13 protein-coding genes and 3 pseudogenes are annotated in these 20,190 nt (G+C 64.4%); 10 read left to right on the top strand and 6 right to left on the bottom strand.

Features of this window, described 5'->3' with window-relative positions; all coding sequences use genetic code 11:
* Nucleotides 1-80: 80 nt before the first annotated feature.
* The gene (locus ACWEO2_RS43065; RefSeq protein WP_452410662.1) at nucleotides 81-677 is read right to left on the bottom strand and encodes a hypothetical protein; all 597 of its coding nucleotides are present in this window, start codon (nucleotides 675-677) and stop codon (nucleotides 81-83) included.
* Nucleotides 678-1,319: 642 nt separating this feature from the next.
* Here ACWEO2_RS43065 and ACWEO2_RS43070 point away from each other — a divergent pair.
* A complete protein-coding gene (locus tag ACWEO2_RS43070; RefSeq protein ID WP_452410672.1) occupies nucleotides 1,320-4,688 on the top strand; it encodes a protein kinase domain-containing protein in 3,369 nt (1,122 codons plus the stop codon).
* Between the two features lie 127 nt (nucleotides 4,689-4,815).
* Here the strand turns inward: ACWEO2_RS43070 and ACWEO2_RS43075 are convergent, their stop codons facing one another.
* On the bottom strand, nucleotides 4,816-5,961 hold the full coding sequence (locus ACWEO2_RS43075; protein WP_452410663.1) for an AraC family transcriptional regulator ligand-binding domain-containing protein: 1,146 nt from the start codon (nucleotides 5,959-5,961) through the stop codon (nucleotides 4,816-4,818).
* Nucleotides 5,962-6,463: 502 nt separating this feature from the next.
* On the opposite strand from ACWEO2_RS43075, the gene ACWEO2_RS43080 reads away from it, so the two are divergent.
* From ACWEO2_RS43080 to ACWEO2_RS43095, 4 genes are all read left to right on the top strand, one after another.
* Nucleotides 6,464-6,838, top strand: coding sequence for a Mu transposase domain-containing protein (locus tag ACWEO2_RS43080; RefSeq protein WP_452410664.1), 375 nt, complete (start codon nucleotides 6,464-6,466; stop codon nucleotides 6,836-6,838).
* Between the two features lie 155 nt (nucleotides 6,839-6,993).
* A complete protein-coding gene (locus tag ACWEO2_RS43085; protein WP_452410665.1) occupies nucleotides 6,994-8,340 on the top strand; it encodes a flavin-containing monooxygenase in 1,347 nt (448 codons plus the stop codon).
* A complete protein-coding gene (locus tag ACWEO2_RS43090) occupies nucleotides 8,337-9,212 on the top strand; it encodes an SDR family NAD(P)-dependent oxidoreductase (protein WP_452410666.1) in 876 nt (291 codons plus the stop codon). The genes ACWEO2_RS43085 and ACWEO2_RS43090 overlap by 4 nt, the downstream gene beginning before the upstream one ends.
* Complete coding sequence (locus ACWEO2_RS43095; RefSeq protein WP_452410667.1) at nucleotides 9,209-10,636, top strand: aldehyde dehydrogenase family protein; 1,428 nt, start codon at nucleotides 9,209-9,211, stop codon at nucleotides 10,634-10,636. The genes ACWEO2_RS43090 and ACWEO2_RS43095 overlap by 4 nt, the downstream gene beginning before the upstream one ends.
* 32 nt (nucleotides 10,637-10,668) lie before the next feature.
* Here ACWEO2_RS43095 and ACWEO2_RS43100 read toward each other — a convergent pair whose 3' ends face one another.
* Entirely contained in the window at nucleotides 10,669-11,721 is a 1,053-nt protein-coding gene (locus tag ACWEO2_RS43100; protein WP_452410668.1) for an AraC family transcriptional regulator, read from the bottom strand.
* A gap of 661 nt (nucleotides 11,722-12,382) precedes the next feature.
* On the opposite strand from ACWEO2_RS43100, the pseudogene ACWEO2_RS43105 reads away from it, so the two are divergent.
* From ACWEO2_RS43105 to ACWEO2_RS43115, 3 genes and pseudogenes are all read left to right on the top strand, one after another.
* Nucleotides 12,383-13,084: pseudogene (locus ACWEO2_RS43105) on the top strand (YhgE/Pip domain-containing protein); the annotation flags it as partial.
* A gap of 405 nt (nucleotides 13,085-13,489) precedes the next feature.
* Entirely contained in the window at nucleotides 13,490-14,356 is an 867-nt protein-coding gene (locus tag ACWEO2_RS43110) for an ABC transporter permease (protein ID WP_452410673.1), read from the top strand.
* A 71-nt stretch (nucleotides 14,357-14,427) separates the two neighbouring features.
* Nucleotides 14,428-14,922 carry a TetR/AcrR family transcriptional regulator gene (locus ACWEO2_RS43115; RefSeq protein WP_452410669.1) on the top strand — a complete coding sequence of 165 codons (495 nt, stop codon included), beginning with the start codon at nucleotides 14,428-14,430 and terminating at the stop codon, nucleotides 14,920-14,922.
* Nucleotides 14,923-15,471: 549 nt separating this feature from the next.
* Here the strand turns inward: ACWEO2_RS43115 and ACWEO2_RS43120 are convergent.
* Both ACWEO2_RS43120 and ACWEO2_RS43125 read right to left on the bottom strand, forming a co-directional pair.
* A complete protein-coding gene (locus ACWEO2_RS43120) occupies nucleotides 15,472-16,509 on the bottom strand; it encodes an alpha/beta hydrolase (RefSeq protein WP_452410674.1) in 1,038 nt (345 codons plus the stop codon).
* Between the two features lie 675 nt (nucleotides 16,510-17,184).
* Nucleotides 17,185-18,531 (bottom strand): hypothetical protein, encoded by a 1,347-nt coding sequence (locus tag ACWEO2_RS43125; protein WP_452410670.1) that lies wholly within the window; start codon nucleotides 18,529-18,531, stop codon nucleotides 17,185-17,187.
* A 278-nt stretch (nucleotides 18,532-18,809) separates the two neighbouring features.
* On the opposite strand from ACWEO2_RS43125, the pseudogene ACWEO2_RS43130 reads away from it, so the two are divergent.
* Nucleotides 18,810-19,091, top strand: a pseudogene (locus ACWEO2_RS43130) (TnsA-like heteromeric transposase endonuclease subunit); the annotation flags it as partial.
* A gap of 327 nt (nucleotides 19,092-19,418) precedes the next feature.
* Here ACWEO2_RS43130 and ACWEO2_RS43135 read toward each other — a convergent pair.
* Entirely contained in the window at nucleotides 19,419-19,712 is a 294-nt protein-coding gene (locus ACWEO2_RS43135; protein WP_452410671.1) for a hypothetical protein, read from the bottom strand.
* On the opposite strand from ACWEO2_RS43135, the pseudogene ACWEO2_RS43140 reads away from it, so the two are divergent.
* Nucleotides 19,711-20,190: pseudogene (locus ACWEO2_RS43140) on the top strand (hypothetical protein); the annotation flags it as partial. The gene ACWEO2_RS43135 and the pseudogene ACWEO2_RS43140 overlap by 2 nt on opposite strands.

Consider the following 20,190-nt stretch of genomic DNA (forward strand, 5'->3'; position numbering starts at 1 on the left):
AATCCCCACACCACCCACCTTCTCGCCCGGGGCCCCCGCGCCCGCCCGCCCCCCCCCCCCCCCCCGGGCGGGATTCCGTGTCAGGACGCGGCGGGGATCGGCGCGCTGATCTCCCCGGCGTCGTGAAGAGTGTTGTACGCCTGGATCAGTCCCGCGATCCCGGCCGGGATGCCGACGACAGCCCCTCCGATGATCGGGCCCAGAGCGGCGCCCAGCGCCAGCCCGGGCAGGCACCCTCCGATCGCGCCGACCACCGCGCCGACGATACAACCGCCGACGAGCCCGATGACGCCACCGGCCATGCTGCCCGCGGTGACACCCAGCATGAACTCATTGCCGGCCTGATTGAGAGCATTATTGATGTCGGTTTGCGCATCCACAGGTGTAGCGGTTGCAGGCGTGACGGGGACCTGAGAGGTGGGCGTCGCAACGGGGAAAAGCTCCACGGGCGCCGCCACGGCGTCGAGCAGTTGATAGCTGGCAGCATCGGCGACAGGGGCGAGCGGAGCCATCGGTGCGCCCTGGTCCGGGGCGCCTTCGGGCGTCGCTATGACAGTGATCGGTTCCTGATCCACAGTCGTAGCGTTCGCGGTCCCGTTTTCGGCAACAACGACAACGGCGATCGCTGCTGCGGCAGCAGCAGCAATTCCCAGGCGTGTTCGAGCTGTGTGATTCACGAAACATTTCCTCCGTGTGAATACCAGTTACGGTGATGAGAAGTCGTCGAAAGAGCTGATTCCGAAAAGTCGCAGGCCGCCTGATAGGCGCTGGACTTTAAGTAGGTGGGTCGGGCTTCGTGTGCCGTTAAAAGGAATCCGGCTCGAGGTTTGCTGTCGCGAAATTCAATCAGCCGTATGTCGCGGGCCATAGGGGAATGTCGGCCACCCAGGGGGGAAAACACGCCTGGTGCACGCGCAGTCGGTCGGCAAGGCCACAGGTGGGAACCGCATCTGGGACTGTGCCTGCCGAACCATACCGGCGCACGCGGTAGTCACTGCCGCTTGGCGTCGATGTCAGAACTGGGCAGAAACCTGCTGCCTCAGCATGACCGGGCTGGGGTGTGCAAATTGTGATCATCGGTTTGCCACCGGTGTAGTGAAGTCGCAGCTGGCGGGGCACCGACATCGATATGGACCTGCACCGGTCGGGGGTACTACGGCAATCCAGGCAGCGTCACCACGAGCGTTCAGCCGCCGACCGTGGCGAAAGCGGCGTCCTTCGCCGACGGGGCTGTCTCGCTGGAAGCGAGTACCACAGGGCAATACTGCCGTAGCCGACCGGGCGGTATCGTGAAGAACATCACGGAGCAGGACCGGCGCATGGGCGACATCGACCCGTTGAAGACTCAGCGCGCCGTGATCCCGGCGGTCACGGCGGAACTGGCAGAAGCAGGATTCACCGACGCCGAGGAGATCGGGCGCGGCGGGTTCGGTGTGGTGTATCGCTGCACCCAGGCGGCCCTGGACCGGACGGTGGCGATCAAGGTGCTCACCGCAGCCCTGGAGGAGGAAAACCAGCAGCGGTTCATTCGGGAGCAGCGGGCGATGGGCCGGCTGACGGGGCACCCGAACATCGTGGGGGTGTTGCAGGTCGGCACCATCACGTCCGGGCTGCCGTATCTGGTGATGCCCTACTATCCGCAGGACTCCCTCGACGCCCGGATCCGCCGGCACGGTCCACTGTCGGTGCAGGAGACGGTGCGGCTGGGGGTGAAGCTTGCAGGGGCCCTCGAGGCCGCGCACCGACTCGGTATCCTGCATCGCGATGTCAAACCCGCCAACGTCCTGATCAGCGACTACGGTGAACCGGCACTGACCGACTTCGGGATCGCACGCGTCCCCGACGAATTCCACACCATTACCGGCACGGTTACCGGTTCGCCGGCGTTCACCGCGCCGGAGGTGCTGGCAGGGGAGGCACCCACCCCTGCAGCCGATGTCTACGGGCTCGGCGCGACGTTGTTCGCAGCGTTGACCGGGCACGCGGCGTTCGAGCGGCGCAGCGGCGAACAGGTCGTAGCCCAGTTTCTGCGGATCACCACACAGCCGGTCCCGGATCTGCGCGAGCAAGGCATCGACGAGGACCTTTCGACGGTGATCGAACATGCCATGGCTCGCCCGCGCGAGCAGCGGCCCTCCGCAGCGGCGGTGGGTGAGCAGCTGCAGAATCTGCAGGCCGGGCGCGGGTGGCCGGTCGACGAGATGAAGGTACGACCGGCAGTGGGTGCCGAGCGGCAAGAAAATGCCCCGGTTCCTTTGATTTCGCGGGCCACCGACCACCCGCCGAGGCCCCTGCCGCTCGGGTCGTCGGTCAGCGCAAACAAACCGTTTCCGCTCGAGCTGACAAGCTTCATCGGCCGCCGTACCGAATTGACCGAGGCAAAGAATCTGCTGGCGAGTTCCCGGCTGGTGACGTTGACCGGGATCGGTGGAGTGGGCAAGACCCGACTGGCGTTACGAGCGGCGACCGGCGCGCAACGAGAATTCGCCGACGGGGTGCGCTTGGTCGAACTCGGGCAGCTGCACGACGGCGCGCTACTGACGGGGGTGATCGCCGCCTCTCTAGGGTTGCGCGCGCAAGGGCAGCCGGTGCTCGACGTGCTGATCGACTACATCGCGCCACGGCAGCTGCTGCTGGTGCTCGACAATTGCGAACAAATAGTGGACGCGGCAACGAAGGTCTCCGAGACCTTGCTGCGCGCCTGCCCGGGCCTTCGGATCCTTGCCACAAGCCGTGAGCCTCTCGGTGTCGGCGGGGAATCTGTGCTGCGGGTGCGGCCGCTGACCGTTCCTGATCCGGATGGGCAGCCCTCGCTGCGGGCAACGGCCCGCTATGACGCGGTCACCTTGTTCGTCGAGCGGGCTGCCGCCGCGGTGCCCGGGTTCGCGCTCACGCAGGACAACGTCGCCGCGGTGACCGAGATCTGCCGCCAGCTCGACGGGCTGCCGTTGGCGATCGAGCTTGCGGCGGCCCGGCTGCGGACACTGTCACCAGAACAGATCCTGGCGCGGCTCACCGACCGATACGCACTGCTGACCCGCGGCAGCCGCAGCGCGCCGAGCCGTCAACAAACCTTGCGGTTGTGCATCGACTGGAGTTACTCGCTGTGCACCTCGGCCGAACAACAGGTGTGGGCACAGTTGTCGGTATTCGCCGGCAGCTTCGAACTCGATGCCGCCGAACAGGTGTGCCGCAACGATCTCGCAGCGGAGGACCTGCTCGACGTGCTCACCGCCCTGGTCGACAAGTCCATCCTGATCCGAGAGGAGTCGGATTCGGTGGTGCGGTTCCGGCTGCTCGAGACGGTGCGCGACTACGGCCTCGACAAACTCGATGAAGCGGGCCAGTACACGAACCTGCGGCGCCGACATTTGGACTGGTACCGGCAGCTCGCCTTGGACGCCGACGCCGACTGGATCAGCCCCCGCCAACTCGACTGGATCGCCCGCCTCGACCGCGAACAACCCAACCTGCGCCAGGCACTGGACTTCTGCCTGACCGACACCGAAGCGGAATCCGACGCCGCGTTGTCGATGGCGTCAGCGTTGCAGCCGTTCTGGTTCTCCCGAGGCCAGCTCGGTGAGGCGCGGCACTGGCTCGACCTCGCCCTCGCCAGGCGGCCCGCTACCGCTACCGCCGTCCACGCCAAGGGGTTGTGGCGTGCCGTCCTGGTGGCCGAAGCCCAGGACGACCGCACCGTGGCGTCCGCACTGGTCGCACAGTTGCAGGCGCTGGCCGAACGGACCGAGCGCCCGATCGTGCACGCATTCGCAAATCTTGCTCTTGGCCTCCATGCGCTTCGCAGCGGCGACCCGCAGCAAGCACGCGCACCTCTCGAAGCAGCCCTCGAGTCGTTCACTGCGCAGGACGACGTCTACGGGCAGGTCTTTGCCCTGCTCGGGCTTGGATGGACGCACGAATCGCAGGGCGACAGCGCAGCGGCTCTCTCGTACCACGGGAAGGCCCTCGCGATCACCGAATCATATGGCGATTCCGCACATCGGTCATATGCCTTGTGGGGCACGACGGTTGCCGCTTGGCACCACGGTGATCGCGACGGTGCGCTCCGGCAGCTGCGGCAGTGGCTTCCACTGATCAGGCAGCAGAGAGACCCACTCATGGCCTCGACAGCCCTGGAAACATTGGCGTGGATTGTGGGAGTCCAGGCCGGCAGCGCGCGGCTCGCCGCCGTGTTGCTGGGCGCCACGAACGCAATGAACCAGTTGGCAGGCACTTCCGCGGTATTCTTCCCGAGCTTGGTGGGCCATGGCGAGGACTGCGAACGAGCGGCCCGTCGCACGCTCGGACGGCGATCCTTCGAAGTCGCCTATCACGAAGGCACCGCAATGGATCTCGACGCCGCGATCGGCTATGCGCTGGGCGAGCAACCGCAGGCTGCGACTCGCAGTCCGGGTCCGTCCGATCTGACGACCCGGGAGCGGGAGGTGGCCGACCTCGTCGCAGACGGCCTGACCAACAAAGCCATCGCCGCCCGCCTGCACATCTCCCCGCGCACCGCCGACGGACACGTCGAACACATCCTGACCAAACTCGGATTCACCAACCGCGCCCAGATCGCCGCCTGGGTCGCCGAACGGAGCCGATCAGTACACACTCGAGGGCGCCAACCTCAGCGAGCCCCAGATGAGTGGCCCTGCAATGGCGAAAGGTGCTCTGAAACGCAATAATTCGGATTGTTGAGGTCGAATATCGAGGTTGTGAGAGCACCGTTCCGGCGAGGTCGTCTACGTTGTGGTGCCCGTCGCTGATCGGCGTGCTGGCCGCCGAGTCGAGCTGACCAAAGACGTGGCGGAATCAGTTTGTATCCGTGTCAGTTCGATGTCGCAAGGGGACCGGAACCTGCTCGAATACATCGCGCCGCAGCATGCCGGTTCCGCGGAAGGAGGGTGTGCCGCGCTCGGCGCTCGGGGTTTGACCAGTCCAACGCTGATATGCACGGCGGAACTCGCGGCTGTCGCTGAATCCAACTTCGGCGGCGACCACTGCGACAGGAAGACTCGATTCGCGTAACAAGGTTTTCGCCCGCTGCAGACGCACTCGGTCACGGATCTCACCGAACATCAGGCCCGTTTCGGCTAACCGTCGGTGCAGCGTGCGTTCGCTGATCATTAACCGTTCCGCAACGAGTGCCATTGGCAGTGGTTGACGCAGATTCTGACGAAGTACGCCCTCCACCGCCGCTACAATATCTGGCCGGTGGCCGCCAGGGTTGGCGATGAGGCGTGCCGCCTCGATGGCGATGGCCAGTTGAGCAGGATTGGCCGTCGGAATCGGTCGATTCAGGAACTCGGTGCTGAAGTAGATGCGCGTGACCGGAGCATTGTATCGAATTGGGCATTGAAAGAATCGGCTGTAAACATCCGAGTACGGCATTCGGGGATAAGCGAATTCGAGCCGGGTCGGCGCAACTTGGCCACCGAAGATCGACCGCGCCAACACGAGCATTGAGCAGCACGTATCTTCGCACAAGAAAGGAAGCAACTCCGGTTGAGGAATCCGCTCGTCGATTCGTATTGCGAATTCCCTTGTTTCCGGCTCGAATTCGTAGTTGAGCAGACTGCCTGAGGCTTGATGTAGTTGTAGTCCGATGTCGACGGCTTCTGCGACGTATCCCGCTGACCGCATGGCGAAACCGAGCAGGCCCCATTGACTGAAGACTTCGCGAGTGCCTATATGGACGCCTGTTGGCCCGGAAGGCAGAGCGCGCAGTGCGCGACGCAAGATCATCGATGTTTGGCGGAGTGATAGACGAGTCTCTGGTAGGTCGAACTGAGAACGTGTGAATCCGCTTCCGGCGAACCACGACTCTGTGTTCATCTCCCGCTGTTCGCCGAGATCGAGGACGCCGGTGATAACGCTTGGGGGGATTCGTGCGTCGTGCAGGGTCGGGTCATCGTCCGGGCGAAGGCCCACGTTCGTGGTATGGCTGCGACTCGGCATATGCGGAATCCTGGTTCTAGCGTGGCCCCGATATCCTCGGATGTCGGCAGCCATTTGGACGTTGAGCCAAGAGTGTTGGCTCTTGGCGTGTCTACGCGAGCCTTGGCAGGACCTGCGTTGTGCCGACAGCATCCGTTGCGTCGGTTGTCGGTGCTGGTCACGTCGACGGCCCCGACCTGTTCGGAGGGCGCGGCGCGGAACACAGCATGCACCTCCCGCATGCCGTCGGCAACGAATCCGCGAGTATTTGCTGGCCAACTGGTCGCCTGACCAGATCGTAACAGATCACCCTAGGCGAAGCCACGGGTTCGGTCTGCTCTCGAAAGGCATCGCGGAGCGGGTCAACGGATAACTCGAGACCTCGTTTCTGCCGGGCCGGTCATTCGATTCCCCAGCCGACTTCAACATCCAGCTCACTGACTGGCTGCCGATCGCGAATTCCCGTCGCGTCCGGCGACTTTCGGCGCGTCCGACCGAACTGGTCGACACTGACCGGGCCGCGATGACGGCCCTGCCGCCGATTGGCCCAGCGGTTGAGTTCACCTGCCGCGCCCGACTGCCGCGGGACTACTACCTGCGTGTTCTGGGCAACGACTACTCGATCGACCCAACGGTGATCGGTTGGATGGTCGATGGTCGCGCCGATCTGGATGCGATGACCGCCCGCTGCAACGGACTGCTCGTCGCCACTCACCGCCGCACTTGGTCGAAGGCTCTGACCATCACCGACCCCGAATATATAGGACGTCTGCTCGGTTGCGAGATACGTTCGTCCACAAGCATTCCCGTGACAGCGATGACGATGATCTGGCACGCGATCTGGCCTACGACAATGCCCGCTTCGGCGTCGACTTCACCAGCAAGGCGGTCGATGTGAAACGGCCTTCTGTCCGAGATGCCCCCTCTGCAGGGTGTCGGCAGGGAAATGGCCGCTGAGGTCCCCTGAGTGGCCGCGCGAGCCAGTTCTCTCCCGGCGTCGCGTACATACAGTCATCCCACATCCGAAAGCACAGCAAGAAGGAGGTGGGGACGATGGCGGACCCAACGTATGACACCTGCGTGATCGGGGCGGGACCGGCCGGACTGGCAGTGGCCAGGGCTCTGGCGGAGCGGAATCTCCCCTACACACACATCGAGCGTCACACCGGTGTCGGCGGTCTGTGGGACATCGAAAACCCTGGCAGCCCGATGTATGAGTCGGCTCACTTCATCTCCAGCAAAACCCTGTCAGGCTTCGGTGGATATCCGATGCCGGACCACTTCGCCGACTATCCGCCGCGGCAGCAGATCATCGAGTACCTGCGGTCCTTCGCCGATGCCTACGGGCTCACCGACCGGATCGAGTTCGGGGTCGCAGTGCGGTCCGTGGAGAAGAACGCCGACTCCACGTGGACGGTCACCCGGGACGACGGGCGGGTAAGCGTTCACCGCCAGGTCGTGGTCTGCACCGGCGCGCAGTGGCATCCTAACGTCCCTGACCTGCCCGGCAACTTCACCGGGCAGGTTCGGCATACTGTCTCCTACCGCAGTGCGGACGAGTTGCGCGGCAAGCGGGTGTTGGTTGTCGGTGCCGGCAATTCGGGTTGCGACATCGCCTGCGACGCGGCGCGCTCGGCCGACCACGCCGTGATCAGCATGCGCCGCGGTTACTGGTTTATCCCCAAGCACGTCTTCGGCCGCCCGGTGGATACGCTCGCGCACGTCGGTCCGAAGCTTCCGATGTGGCTGGAACAGCGTGTCTTCGGCGCTCTGCTGCGCCTGCTCAACGGAAATCCTCTCCGACTCGGGCTGCAGAAGCCGGATCACAAACTGTTCGAGACGCACCCGGCCGTCAACTCACTATTGATCCACCACCTACAGCATGGAGACATCACGGCGAAGCCGGGCCTGGAGCGTACCGCGGGGAACACGGTGTACTTCACCGACGGCAGCAGTGACGAGTTCGACCTGATCCTGCTGGCCACCGGCTATGTCCACAAGGTGCCGGTAGCTCAGAAGTATTTCGGCGGCGAGCAGCATCCCGACCTGTACCTCTCGGCGTTCTCCCGTGAGCACCAGGGTTTGTTCGGAGTGGGCTTCGTGGAGACCAACTCGGGCGCCTACCAACTGTTCGACACTCAGGCTCAGCTGATCGCAGGCTTTATCGACGACCAGCGGCAGGAGCGGCCCGGCGCCCGCCGCTTCGCCGAGATGATCCGTACCGATCGCCCGGACCTGACCAGCGGTCTGAAGTTCGTCGACTCACCCCGGCACACCGGATACGTCGACAGCGGCGCTTTCATGAAGTACCTGGCAAAGGTCGCCTCGCGGATGGGCTGGCGCACGCAGGGGCAGCCGCCCTCAGTGCAACCGGCCGGGTCGCTGGTGGTCGCGCCATGACCTACCAATTCCGCGGCAAAGTGATCTTGGTGACCGGCGGCGCCGGTGGTATAGGCGGCGCCCTATGTCACCGATTCGCCACCCAGGGGGCGGTGTGCCTCGTTGTCGACATCGACCAGGCCCGCGCCGAGCGGGTCGCGAACGGACTACCGGGCGGCGGGCACAGCGGGATCGGCTGTGACCTCATGGACCAGACGGCGGTGGAGCGGTTGTTCGACCAGGTCGCCGAGGCACATGGCAGGTTGGACGTACTCGTCAATAACGTGGGAATGACCAGTGCCGAACGGTTCGACGTGCGAAGCGTTGAGAGTATCCGGCAGGAGATCGAGCTGAACCTGCTCTCCCCGCTGATCACAACGAGGATCGCGATTCCGCTGCTGCGCGCCGCACCCGACCCCCGGGTGGTGACTACCGTCTCGCTGGGCGGCATCTTCCCGCTCGGGGAAACCCCTATTTACACCGCCTCCAAATTCGGCTTGCGCGGTGCAATGCTCTCGATCGCTCTCGACCTGCGAGACAAAGGGATCACCGCCGGATCGGTACTGCCGTCTGCGACCGACACTCGCATGTTGCGCAAAGAAGCCGTCGACGGCGGCAACGTCCTGCAGTTCCAAGACCCGCCCCAGCAACCCTCCGACGTCGTGGCGGCAGTGCAGCGGCTGCTGGACCGCCCCGTGCTCGAGGTTTACCCAAAGTCGAGCGAGTCCTACCTGGTGCGCCTGGCCATGCTCGAACCAAACCTGCTACCACGGCTCATCCCACTGTTTCGCAAGAAAGGCGCGCGCGGAATGGCCCGATATCTGGACGAACTGCGCCGCCGCGGACTGGCCCACCAGACCGACGGGCGCTGGGAACTCGTGGAGGAAGCATGATCCCGACACCAACAGCCGATCCCACCGGGATGCATGTTGTCAACCCGGCCACCGGGCAAGTCATCGCCACCGTTCCCATATTCGACGCCGTACAGGTCGCTGCGGCAACCACACATGCCCGAGACGTATTCGACTCGGGGGTCTGGTCCTGGCGTCCGCCGAGGGAAAGAGCCGCGGTCCTGCTGCGACTGGCGGAACTCATGGAACGCGACGCCGAGTTGTTGGCACGGCTGGACAGCGAGGACGCCGGGAAGCCGATCACCGAGTGCCTCGAGGGCGATGTCCCCGGCGCGATCGAGTCGATCCGGTGGTTCGCCGAAGCAACCGATAAGCTGTTCGGCCGCATCGCTCCAACAGGACCGGAGCATCTCGGACTGGTTACCCGGGAGCCGATGGGCGTGGTCGCGGCGATCCTGCCGTGGAACTATCCGCTGGCCATGGCGGCCTGGAAGATCGGACCGGCCCTGGCCGCGGGTAATAGCCTGCTGCTCAAGCCCGCCGAAGCAACCCCCCGCTCGGCGCTTCACTTGGCCCGGCTGGCGGCCGAGGCCGGAATCCCCGACGGAGTGCTCACCGTTCTCACTGGCCCCGGGCCGGTCACCGGTACCGCCCTGGCCCGAGACCCCCTGGTCGGCGCGCTCTCGTTCACCGGCTCCACTGCGACGGGACGGCGCATCCTCACCGAAGCCGCCGACACCAACTTCAAGCGGGTATCCCTGGAGATGGGTGGCAAGAGTCCTCAGGTGCTGATGGCCGATGCGCTCGACTTCGGTGACGAACTCATCGAGAACATGATCGAGGCGGCCTTCCTGACGATGGGCCAGAACTGCACTGCTGGCTCGCGGATCCTGGTCCACCGGGACATCGCCGAGGAGGTGCTGGCACGGTTCGTCACAGCGGCCGGGGAACTCACGATCGGCGATCCCGCGGACCCCACGATCCGCATCGGACCGCTTATCAACCGAGCCGCCCGTGACCGGGTCGCGGCAGCGGTGGACGCGGCTCGATCCGCTGGAGCCGGCGTCCACGCACAAGAGCTGCCCGACGGTCTGCACCCACACGGCGCCTACTACCCACCGACTGTCCTGACCCAGGTTCTGGACGGCAGCGCGGTTCTCACCGACGAATTATTCGGACCAGTGGTCACCGTGCAGACCTTCAACTCCGAAGCCCAAGCGATCCACTTGGCCAACTCCACCGTGTACGGCTTGGCGGCCTCTGTCTGGACTCGTGACCTCGACATCGCTTTGCGCCTGGCGCGGGGCATCGAAGCTGGTGTGGTTTCTGTCAATGCCTACAGCGAGGGCGACATCACGGCGCCCTTCGGTGGCTGGAAGCAATCCGGATTCGGCGGCGTGGAGAAGTCCACGACGGCTTTCGATCAATGGACCAGAGAAAAGACGGTCTGGATCCGCACTCGCTGAATCACGGACCGCGGCTTGGCTTTTCGGTCCGGCTATTGGATATGCCTGCGCAATTCCAAGGGGGCCATGCCGTACCACCGCCGCACCGCCCGTCGTAGCGCCCTCTCGTCGGAGAACCCAGCCTGGTGGGCGATCTCGCGCAGCGTGTGCTCCGGTCGGCGCAGCAGCAACTCAACCCGTTCCCGCCGGACCCCGTCCACCAACTGTTCGTAGGTCGTACCGCACTCGGCCAGCCGCCGGCGCAACGTGCGCTCGCTGGCAGAGTTGCGGTGAGCCTGCTCGGCGAACGAGGGGACGGTCGGCAAGGACTGGGCAATCGATACCTCTAGCAGCTCCAGCAATTCCTGGCGGTCGCGGCGGGCAGCCATTTCACCGTCCAAAAGCTCGAGCGTCGATGCATAGGTGACCGGGTCATGGCCCGGTAAAACCATGCGAGCCCAAGCCCGACCGAACACGAAGCGGTTGTGTGCCGCTCCGAACTCCACCGGACAGCCGAACAACCGGCTGAATGGCTCTGTCTCGCGCGGGGTCGGGAAGGTGAAGCTAACGCGCCGCGGACTGAACTGTGGGCCCACCGTTAGTCGCGTGAGAGCGACAGCGCTGGCGAATGCCTCCTCGATCAGGAAGACCGCCACTGCGGGGTACAGGGCCGGATCGGGCAACTCCACGCGCACCACGAACCCATCGGACTCCCAGGACGCCGACCACATAAGCATCGCACCCGACAGATTCTGATACTTCACGCCGATCGAGATTGCGTGCTCGAGCGTGTCGCAGGCCATCATGGCGAAGCCGAGCAATCCCCATGAAGTCGGACTCTGCACCGAACCCACCCGCAGACCCAGATGTTCATCCCCAGTCAGCGCCAAGGCCCGCTGAATCACCGCCGCGCCCTGCCGGTAGGAGACCCGCCAGGCGGGCGAGCGCAGCACGGATTCGTCCAGGCCCACGTTCGCGAGCAGCGGGCGCAGATCGACCCCGTCCTCAATGGCGGTAACGGCGAGGTATCGCAGGATGGTCGGCGGCACCGTGGCCGAGGTGCTGCGGTTGGTACCCGAGAATTCCGGTGCCGGGATATCGGACATCGCATCGCCTCCACACTGTCATACGCGATTCAGGAACCCGGAAAGGAACCGATCTCCTGTTCGCCTGTACTGCTCGCTGAACCCCATCGAACCTCAAATGCTTCGCATTCTCCGGCGACCGTACACCGACCTGCAAGGCCTTCCACGTGATACTTAACAGCATTGGCGGCCGACGAGCCCTTGAAAGAATTCTTTGACGAAAGGGGCCGGCAACCCGCAGGTAACCGAGTGATCGTTTCAGGGATCTAAATGCTGGGACGACCACAACCACGCGTATTCAGGTAACAGTGAGTCGGCACCGCCGCCACTCCAGCTTCGACTGGCTCACGCTGGCATCGGTTTCCTTACATCTCGCAACCGAGCGGATACCAAGCGGGGGCAGCCCACTCGTCAAGCGGCGAGCCGAGCTCGAATCGGCAGCCGCGCCGGATTCCATATCTTGGAGTGGGTCACGACTTCTGATCCGCCGAAGGGGCAAAGGAGACACACAGAGGGGCAGTTCCGCCAACATGGCGTTCTCGGTGCACTCGCCGGTGTTCTGCGTCACTAGCGTCGTGGGCGGTCCGATGGCGAAATTCGCCAACAGTCGGCGGATTGTGATTTCGCTGGACCGTGGCACCACGGACCACCCACATGTTTTGTGGGCGCAGAAAGGACCGTCATGGCGCGCAATTCAATCACAACTCGAGTCGGACGTTGGCTCAAAGCATTCCCCAGATCCGGCCCCGCCCGCGTGCTGTTGGTTCTGGGGCTCATATTGCCGACGCTGATTTCCGCCATTTACATGTGGGTGATGTGGGATCCAGAGGTATACCTGCGACAGGTTCCCGTCGCGGTCGCAAGCGACGATCTCGGTGCCGTAGTCGACGGTAAACCTGAGAACATCGGCGCGGGGATCCTGGACAGTCTCGTATCGGGTAACGATCTGCAGTTCCACCGCGTCAGCAGTGCTGAGGCACTGGAGGGACTGCGCGAATCCCGGTACGCGTTTTCCGTCATCATTCCCAGCGACTTCACACGCGACATCTCGACCATTACCGACCCCAAGCCGGTCCACGCGCGAATCATGGTGTGGTACAACGACTTCAATGGAACATTGGGTCCCTCGGTTGCCAACGGTGTGGTAGCGGACGCCGAACGGCAGATCACTGCTTCCATCGGACGTGAATACGCCGGACAACTTCTCGTCGGTATCAACCGCCTTGGGGCGGGGCTCAGTGACGCGTCGCAGGGAGTATCCCAAGCAGCATCTGGCAGCAATCAGCTCGCCGACGGCTCCGCTCAGCTGGCGACCGGACTGGACCAGGCTTCCGTCGGCGCGACAACTCTGGTCGATGGCACAGGCCAGCTCAGAGCCGGAACTGCGCAGCTGGCGACCGGGGCGACTCAGCTGGTCGGTGGCACAGACCAACTGGGCTCCGGCGCCGTCCAGATACAGGACGGGGTGGACCAGATCGTCACGCCGGTACTCGCCGTCCTCGATCCCCTGGATCAGCTCACGACACAATTGGCGCCGGTACTCGATCAGCTGGCGAACAGCTCCGATCCATCGCTGACCGCCGCTGCTACCCAGCTTCGGGCAGTCATCAACCAGGTCCGCCGAGCTGACCCCAGCAGCATCACCGCCCAGCTTGCCCAGTTGCACAACGGAACACGCGAACTCGCGCGACAACTGACCGATCCCCACGCCGACTACCGGGCAGGAGTCCTCGCACTGGCCAACGGAGCGACTCAACTACGCGACGGGTCGACCGCGATCGACCACGGCATGAATGAACTCGCCACCGGGATCCGGCAGCTTTCCGTCGGCGGGCACCAACTGCAAAGCGGTGCTGCACAACTGAACGACGGCATGCGACAACTGGACGTCGGGTTGCAGGATGGGTCGGCCGCCGCGCCGCACGTCGTAGATACGAATGCCTCCGCCATGATGTTCAGCGAGCCATTCACGATCGACGTTCGGAATCAGGAGCCCAGCGAACTGGTTGTCGGTGGCGACCGCAGTCGCAAGATCATCGCAGGCGGCGCGGGCCCGGTGATCGTGATCCTCGCAACGTTTCTCGCTGCGATCGTCGTATGGATGTTGCTGAAACCGCTGCGCAGCAGCACGATCGGTGGCTCGATCCGGCATCGCGCGCTGCGCACAGTACGCGGCAGGACACTTCAAGGAGTTGTCGCCGGGATCGTTAGCGCCGTTGCTGCAGCAGGTTATGGAAAATCGGTCGGGTGGGAGCCACAGAATTGGCCTTCGATGATCGCCGTCGTGATTCTGGTCGGCATCACAGCCGCTGTCACTACTCATATGTTCGTGGTGTTGTTGGGGCGCCTCGCAGGGAGCATCACCGCCTTCGGCTTCTATATGTTCCAGATCTTCGCCTTCGGTGGCGTATTCCCACCGGGGACAACGCCATCGGCATTCGAACCTTTCGAGAACATCAGCCCGATGACCTTTGCCCGGCGAGCAATCATTCGCTGCGACATCGCTCTCTACGACCAGATGTTCTGGGTCTCGATCGGCATGCTGATCGCCATGACTGTCTTCGCCGCTGTCGTGACGGTCTCGGCGCAGTGCTTGCGCCTGCGTGCGCAAGCCGAGGAGCAGCCCGATCATGCGGGAGATCTTGCGCATGTCTGAATCTGCGAGCCAGCTCGGTGCCGTCGTTGCGTAGCGGCCTCACCGTTCGACAGGACGATCGACGATCGGCGATGGTCGCGGCCGGAATCGAAATAGTCGCGGCGCGAGGTCCTGCGGCTTCGGTGCGCGATATCGCGAAAGCGGTCGGCGTACCGACATCCCTGGTCCACTATTACTTCGATTCGAAGGAGAATCTGCTGCGAGAAATATATGGCTCGGCTGCGAAAATTCTCTCGCAGGTTGATCTCGAGGTATGCCCGGGTGCCGCGATCCATACCGCCTCCTCGGCGTTGGCGGACCAGCTGGTTGAGCATCATGACCGTCACCTCAGTCCATGGCGGACATACATAGGCCTCACGCTGTGGGCAATTCGAAGTGAGGTAGACCTCGGACAACGGGAGGCGATCCTTGAACGTCACGAGCCGGTGACGAGGGCGCTGGAGGCAGTCGTACCACGCGCGGCGGAGGGGGAACTGACCGACATGATGGCTCGCGTGATCCTTGCACACGCGGACGGTCGGTCGCTTCGACAAGATGTCTTCGAGAGGTGGGATACGCCTCGTTGATCGAAGCGGGAACAATCCACAGCTCCATCCCGTCGAGAGAAGGCGACCACCTTCCGCGAGTTCGCGCAGCGCAACGCCCACGCCTGGACGGCAACGGCGGCCCTGTGACCATGTCCATCGAGAACCTCGAGGATTTCGCGGCCCTGGACCCGTTCTTCTTTTCCGGGACATGCGGGGGTAGCCCCAACGAGAGCTGCCCCTGTTCAGACGAATCGAAACGATGCAAGTGACCGTCGGGAGTCGTCTAAGACCATGCGTCACTTGGCGTTTCGACCACCGCCTAGCTGGGCGTGCGCGCTCGTCGACCAATGCTGACGCGACATCGCTGTGGTCGACGAGCGGCGGGATGAACACCGCGATCACAGCGTCAACCTCGCGGTCGGCAAGCAGTGCGCGCAGTGTGTTCCAGTAGTCCGTGCCGGTCGCCAGCCGGTGGCACCGCCGAACTACCGGATCTCGTGCGGCGCGGCTTCACCGCCGCCGCGCCGGGCGGTCAGGCTCGTCGGCCCTCTACCGGAACCCCGGGTTGCCGTTGCCGACGATCGAAAGTCAGTTGTTGATGTCGAGTGCGTGGGCGATGGTCGGCCAGGACCGGGCCAGTTCGTCGGCCCAGTACGGCCAAGAATGGGTGCCGGTGGGCCGCAGGTTGACTGTCGCGGGAATCTGCAGTCGTGTGAGCCGGTCGGCGAGGGCCAGGGCGCAAGCGTAGGCGCCGGCTTCCAGTGGTCCACCGATGGCGAGAGTGTCGGCGAGATCGGCCTGGTCGGGGGTGTCGTGTTCGCCGGGGATCCCGCTGCCGCTCGACAGATAGACCGCGCTGCCACGCAAGGCTGCCGCGTGGGCCATGACGTCATGAGCGAGCCAGTCCGGATCGTCCGGGGGCCCGAACATGTTGTCCGGGTTGCCGCCGTAGGTTTTCACAATCCCGCGGGCTTGGGCCTGGCCTGCGTTGGAGGCAACGGTGTAGCAGCCGCTGTGCGCGGCCACCGCCCGAAACAGGCCCGGATTGCGGACGGTGAGCATCATCGCGGCCTCGGCGCCCATGGAGACTCCCTCGATCGCGTTGCGTCCGTTGCCCTCGAACTGTGCGTCGATCAGCGGAGGCAGTTCGCGGGTGAGGAAGGTCTCCCACTTGTTGGTGCCCAGGACAGGGTCCTGTTGTTGCCAGTCGGTATAGAGGTTGGCCGGCCCTCCGGTCGTCAGCACGACGTTGATGTTCTTGTCGGCGAAGAACTCCACGGCACGGCCATGCTCGGTCCAACTGCTGGCGTCTTCGGGAGCACCGCGCCCGTCGAGCATGTACAGGGTAGGTCGCAGCCGGCTGCGGTCGGCCGGTACCAGCACCTGCACCTGCACGGCCCGGTTCATCGCCGGTGACTGCACGAAGACCCGCAGCCAACGGTCGGTGATCGGCTCGATCCGAGTGACGACCGGCCGGACCGCAAAACCGGCGTCCTCGGCGGGAGCGTGGTATCCGCCCGGCGGGCCGAGATCCGGACCAGACGTCGGCGGCGCGGCGGCAGCCGCCCCGGCCGCCACCATCAACGCCATCGCCGCCGATACAACCTCGCCAGCAGCCCGCCACACCCGCGCACGCACCCTCACCGGCCGCCGCACCCACGGCCCCGCCGCGCTGGTGGCGCTTTCGTCCGACTTGCTCGGTGGTCCGGCGTCACCTCGCGCACACCGAACATCAGCACCACAACCACGAACACCGTGGTAACCAGCCACCCTGAACCGCATGAGCCTCCTAACATCCCACTAGATATCGTACCGTTAAATAGAGGCATATCGCTGTGACCGACAACAACAGTGCCGACAGGCCCATGCAGCGGCGTAGCAGGATCACCGTCAGCTTCCCGCCCCCTCACTGTGAGGCGAGCGGCTCGGGAGATACGCGCCGAGCGTATTCGCCGCCGGAGCACGCGGGCGTCAGCCGCTGCGAAGATAAGGAAGCAGCCATGGCAGCCAGGGGCAGCAGGTGGTCGTCGGGTCTGAAAGTGGAAAAATCTCGACCGAGCCGCTGGTAAGCCGCCGTCGGCACATCGACGATGGCAGCGGGCCTCGGCCGGGAAGCACTGGGCAGCAACATGATTCAATGGATTGACCACTGCGAAAATCGGAATGGGTCAGAGTGTCGCGCAGGCCGAGTTGTCCCGCCAGGGCGGTTGCTCCGATTCGCTGGATCAGGTCTGCGGCGGCTGCAACGCGACCATGTTTCGGCCCCGCGGCAAGGCATCCTTTCGACAACCACATTGTCAGTCAGGCGAACTGCATCCACCGCGGCAGCGTCTGGTGCCACTGTGGTGACGTGCCCGCCACCAGACCGTGACCACGTACACGGGTGTGTGAGCCGACACCCCAGGGATCCAGTGACATGAGGCGGGCAACCCAGGTCGAGGACCAACCCGGATATTCGTCGGACTCGCCTTGCGACCACGACGCGTCCAGTTCGGCTGGGTGTGGAGGACCGATCGCCTCTTCGTATTCCGCCGACTCCCCCGACAGTCGGCACCGGACCAACTCGCCACCCTCGGCCAACGCCCATCCAGCAAAAGTGTCATCGAAGCCGTACCACTGGGCAGACCCGAACTGGCGGCTCAGCCCGACCACACACTCGCACACGGAATCGACCGAGATGCCCCCAGGCAGTATGTAACCGAACACAAGTGTCCAGCCATCGAGCTCTGGAGTGACAAAGACGCAGTCGACGTCGACCGAGAGGTTCATGCCTGTCCGCATGGTCGTGGGCATGGCCTCGACAAGCCCGAGGGCGTCGAGCAGTGCCGTCTGATCGTCGGTGGGTACTGCTAGCCAAGCTCCCGTCCAATCTCCCTTCAAGTCCCGGTCACCGCGCCAGTTCGGCTCCAGCCCGCCCGCCCACATCGACTCCGGTGCCTCGTGGGCGACCTTGTCCTCGACTCCTTGCGTGAGCAGTGCCTGTTGCGTGGAATCCAACTGGGGCCAGCCACCCAGCGCCACGACCGCGCTGAGCGCTAATCCCTGTGCGGGACTGGGCTCCTGCCCGAGTTCCCGCAACCTCGCAAACGCTTCCGATCCCATCGCATCCAGCGTCGCCAAGGCTCGATTCGATACCACCACCGCCGAATCGTCGATCAACGGCAACACATGATCCAGAAAGCGACGCGCGGCAGAGCCCGATCTCGCCAGCGCCCACAACCCCCACCAGCGGACCAGCGGTTCCCGATCACGCAGCAGCGGAAGGTATTTCACGTCATCGGACACCCGCAACTCTCCGAAAACCCTGTACAGCGCAAATACCTCGCTCTTCAGCGCCCAGGGAGGCACAACCCGCCACCTTTTTCCTCCGTCGGACCGATCGGCCATCCACGCCGCCGGAACGGCCGCCACGAGCGGGTCGAGCACCACATCACCACCGCTACCCAGCACGTCGACCAGCGCCTCGATCGTCGCTGCTGCGCGCGGATCCGACCGTTCGCGCGGGCTCAACTGTCGCAGCGCCGTGATCAGCCGCGGTGCGGCATCGGCCACGTCGCGGAGCAGGCGGGCACCCGCTTCGCTGCGTATCACCGGGTCCTCGTCACCGAGCCGGATTATCAGTGAGTCCAGGCTTTCGCCGCCGGTCATCGCCAACCTGCCTCGATCGGGTGGCGCACGTGATGGCGAATGGCCTTCACTTGGTTCGCTTTCGCGAATTCAGTCATTCCCACGTTGGGCAGGCTAACCGCGGTCTGTGAACAAGACATCCGCTAGATAGCCGAGTACCACCAGTTGACGTGGTGGTGACAGTCCCGACACGCAGGTGCTATCGAGATTCATGGACACTCGCTCTTGACGCCAGTACCTGATGCCGCCGGAATTGATGGACGAGTACCGTCCATAACCACGGACGCAATTCGGTCGGATGGCAGTATCGCCGACTTGGTGAGATGCGGCGGGTCCAGGCGGCGAATCTGCGGTGGTTGTCGGGCTATCGCCATCCTCGCTGCCGTCGTCCCGGCCTGGTCACCCAGTTGGCCGAGGTCTTCGCCACTGCACGCCCGCTGGCCGAGGGAGTCGGCGAGGTCGGTGACCCGATCGTGGTGTTGCCAACGCTGTTTCATCTGCTGTGGTGTCGGGACCTGGCCGTCGATATCGAGACGATGCTGCTGGGCCCGGACACAATCATCGGTGGTGAACGCCAATGACCAGCCGCGTCGACGTCCTGGCTCCGGTTAGCCGATTCCGGTGCGGAGGAAGCGAATACACGGTCGTCGAGGTGATCGGCGCACAGATGAGGATCCGAAACGTCAACGCAAACACGGTGTCGGCTGGCGCACGGTCCATGCGGCGCTCGAATCACCAAACCCTCCCGCCCGCAGGAATTATCCCGCGTGCAAGCGGCCCACGCTGGAGGGGCTCATCCCACACATCGATGCCCTTCTTGCCGCCACACCGACCATCACCGCCCGCGAAGTCTGGGAACGCCTGCTCGATGAGCACCACGCCGCAGTCGCTTACGAATCCGTCAGCAGCTATCTGCGGAACCGGCGCGGCCCGGCACCTCGATGGACGTTCGGGATCGCCTCGATGACCTGGAAAGGCGTATCCAGCGTGATCGGCCCCCGCCGGAAAGTGATCTCGGCTACCACGCCGATGAGACCTTCCGACGGCGCTTTGTGGAGCGGATCACCAAGACCCGTTCCGAGTGGTAGCTCGCCATACCCCTTGGTAGGTTTCGGATTGTTCGCGCAGCGTCGCGCATCACCTTCAGCCTTTGACTCGCGGAACCTTCCTTCGATCCACAGTTTGTGCGCCTCTTTCGTCATGGAAGAAGGCGGGAATCGTCCCACCCACGCAGCCGATTTCGCGGCAATTCTCGACGCCGAAGTCGGCGGCGGCACCCTGCCCGCCCTGCTCACCGCAGGCGCGGCCGCCCAGTCCCATCAAAGCCTTGGAGAACCGGTGGTAACCGCACTACCTCACCAGCCCGCGGAACTCGACGCGGTCATCTTCGACTACAACGGCGTCATCGGCCTGCAGCCCACCGTTCCCATGTGGAGCAGGCTCGCCGAACTCGCCGGATGGCACGCAGATCAGCTCGGACTCTTCATGAATGCTTTCTGGAGCGCCCGCGAACCCTACGATTCCGGCGAATTCGACGACACGGAATTCTGGACCACCGTGCTCGGCCATCGCCCGGAGCCCGAACTGCTCACCCGGTTACGCGCCGTCGACACCACGCTGTGGACCCGGACCGACGAGCGCGTCGTCGCACTCCTCCACCACGCCCGGCGGGCAGATCTC

This window comes from Nocardia sp. NPDC004278 (genome assembly GCF_053602975.1).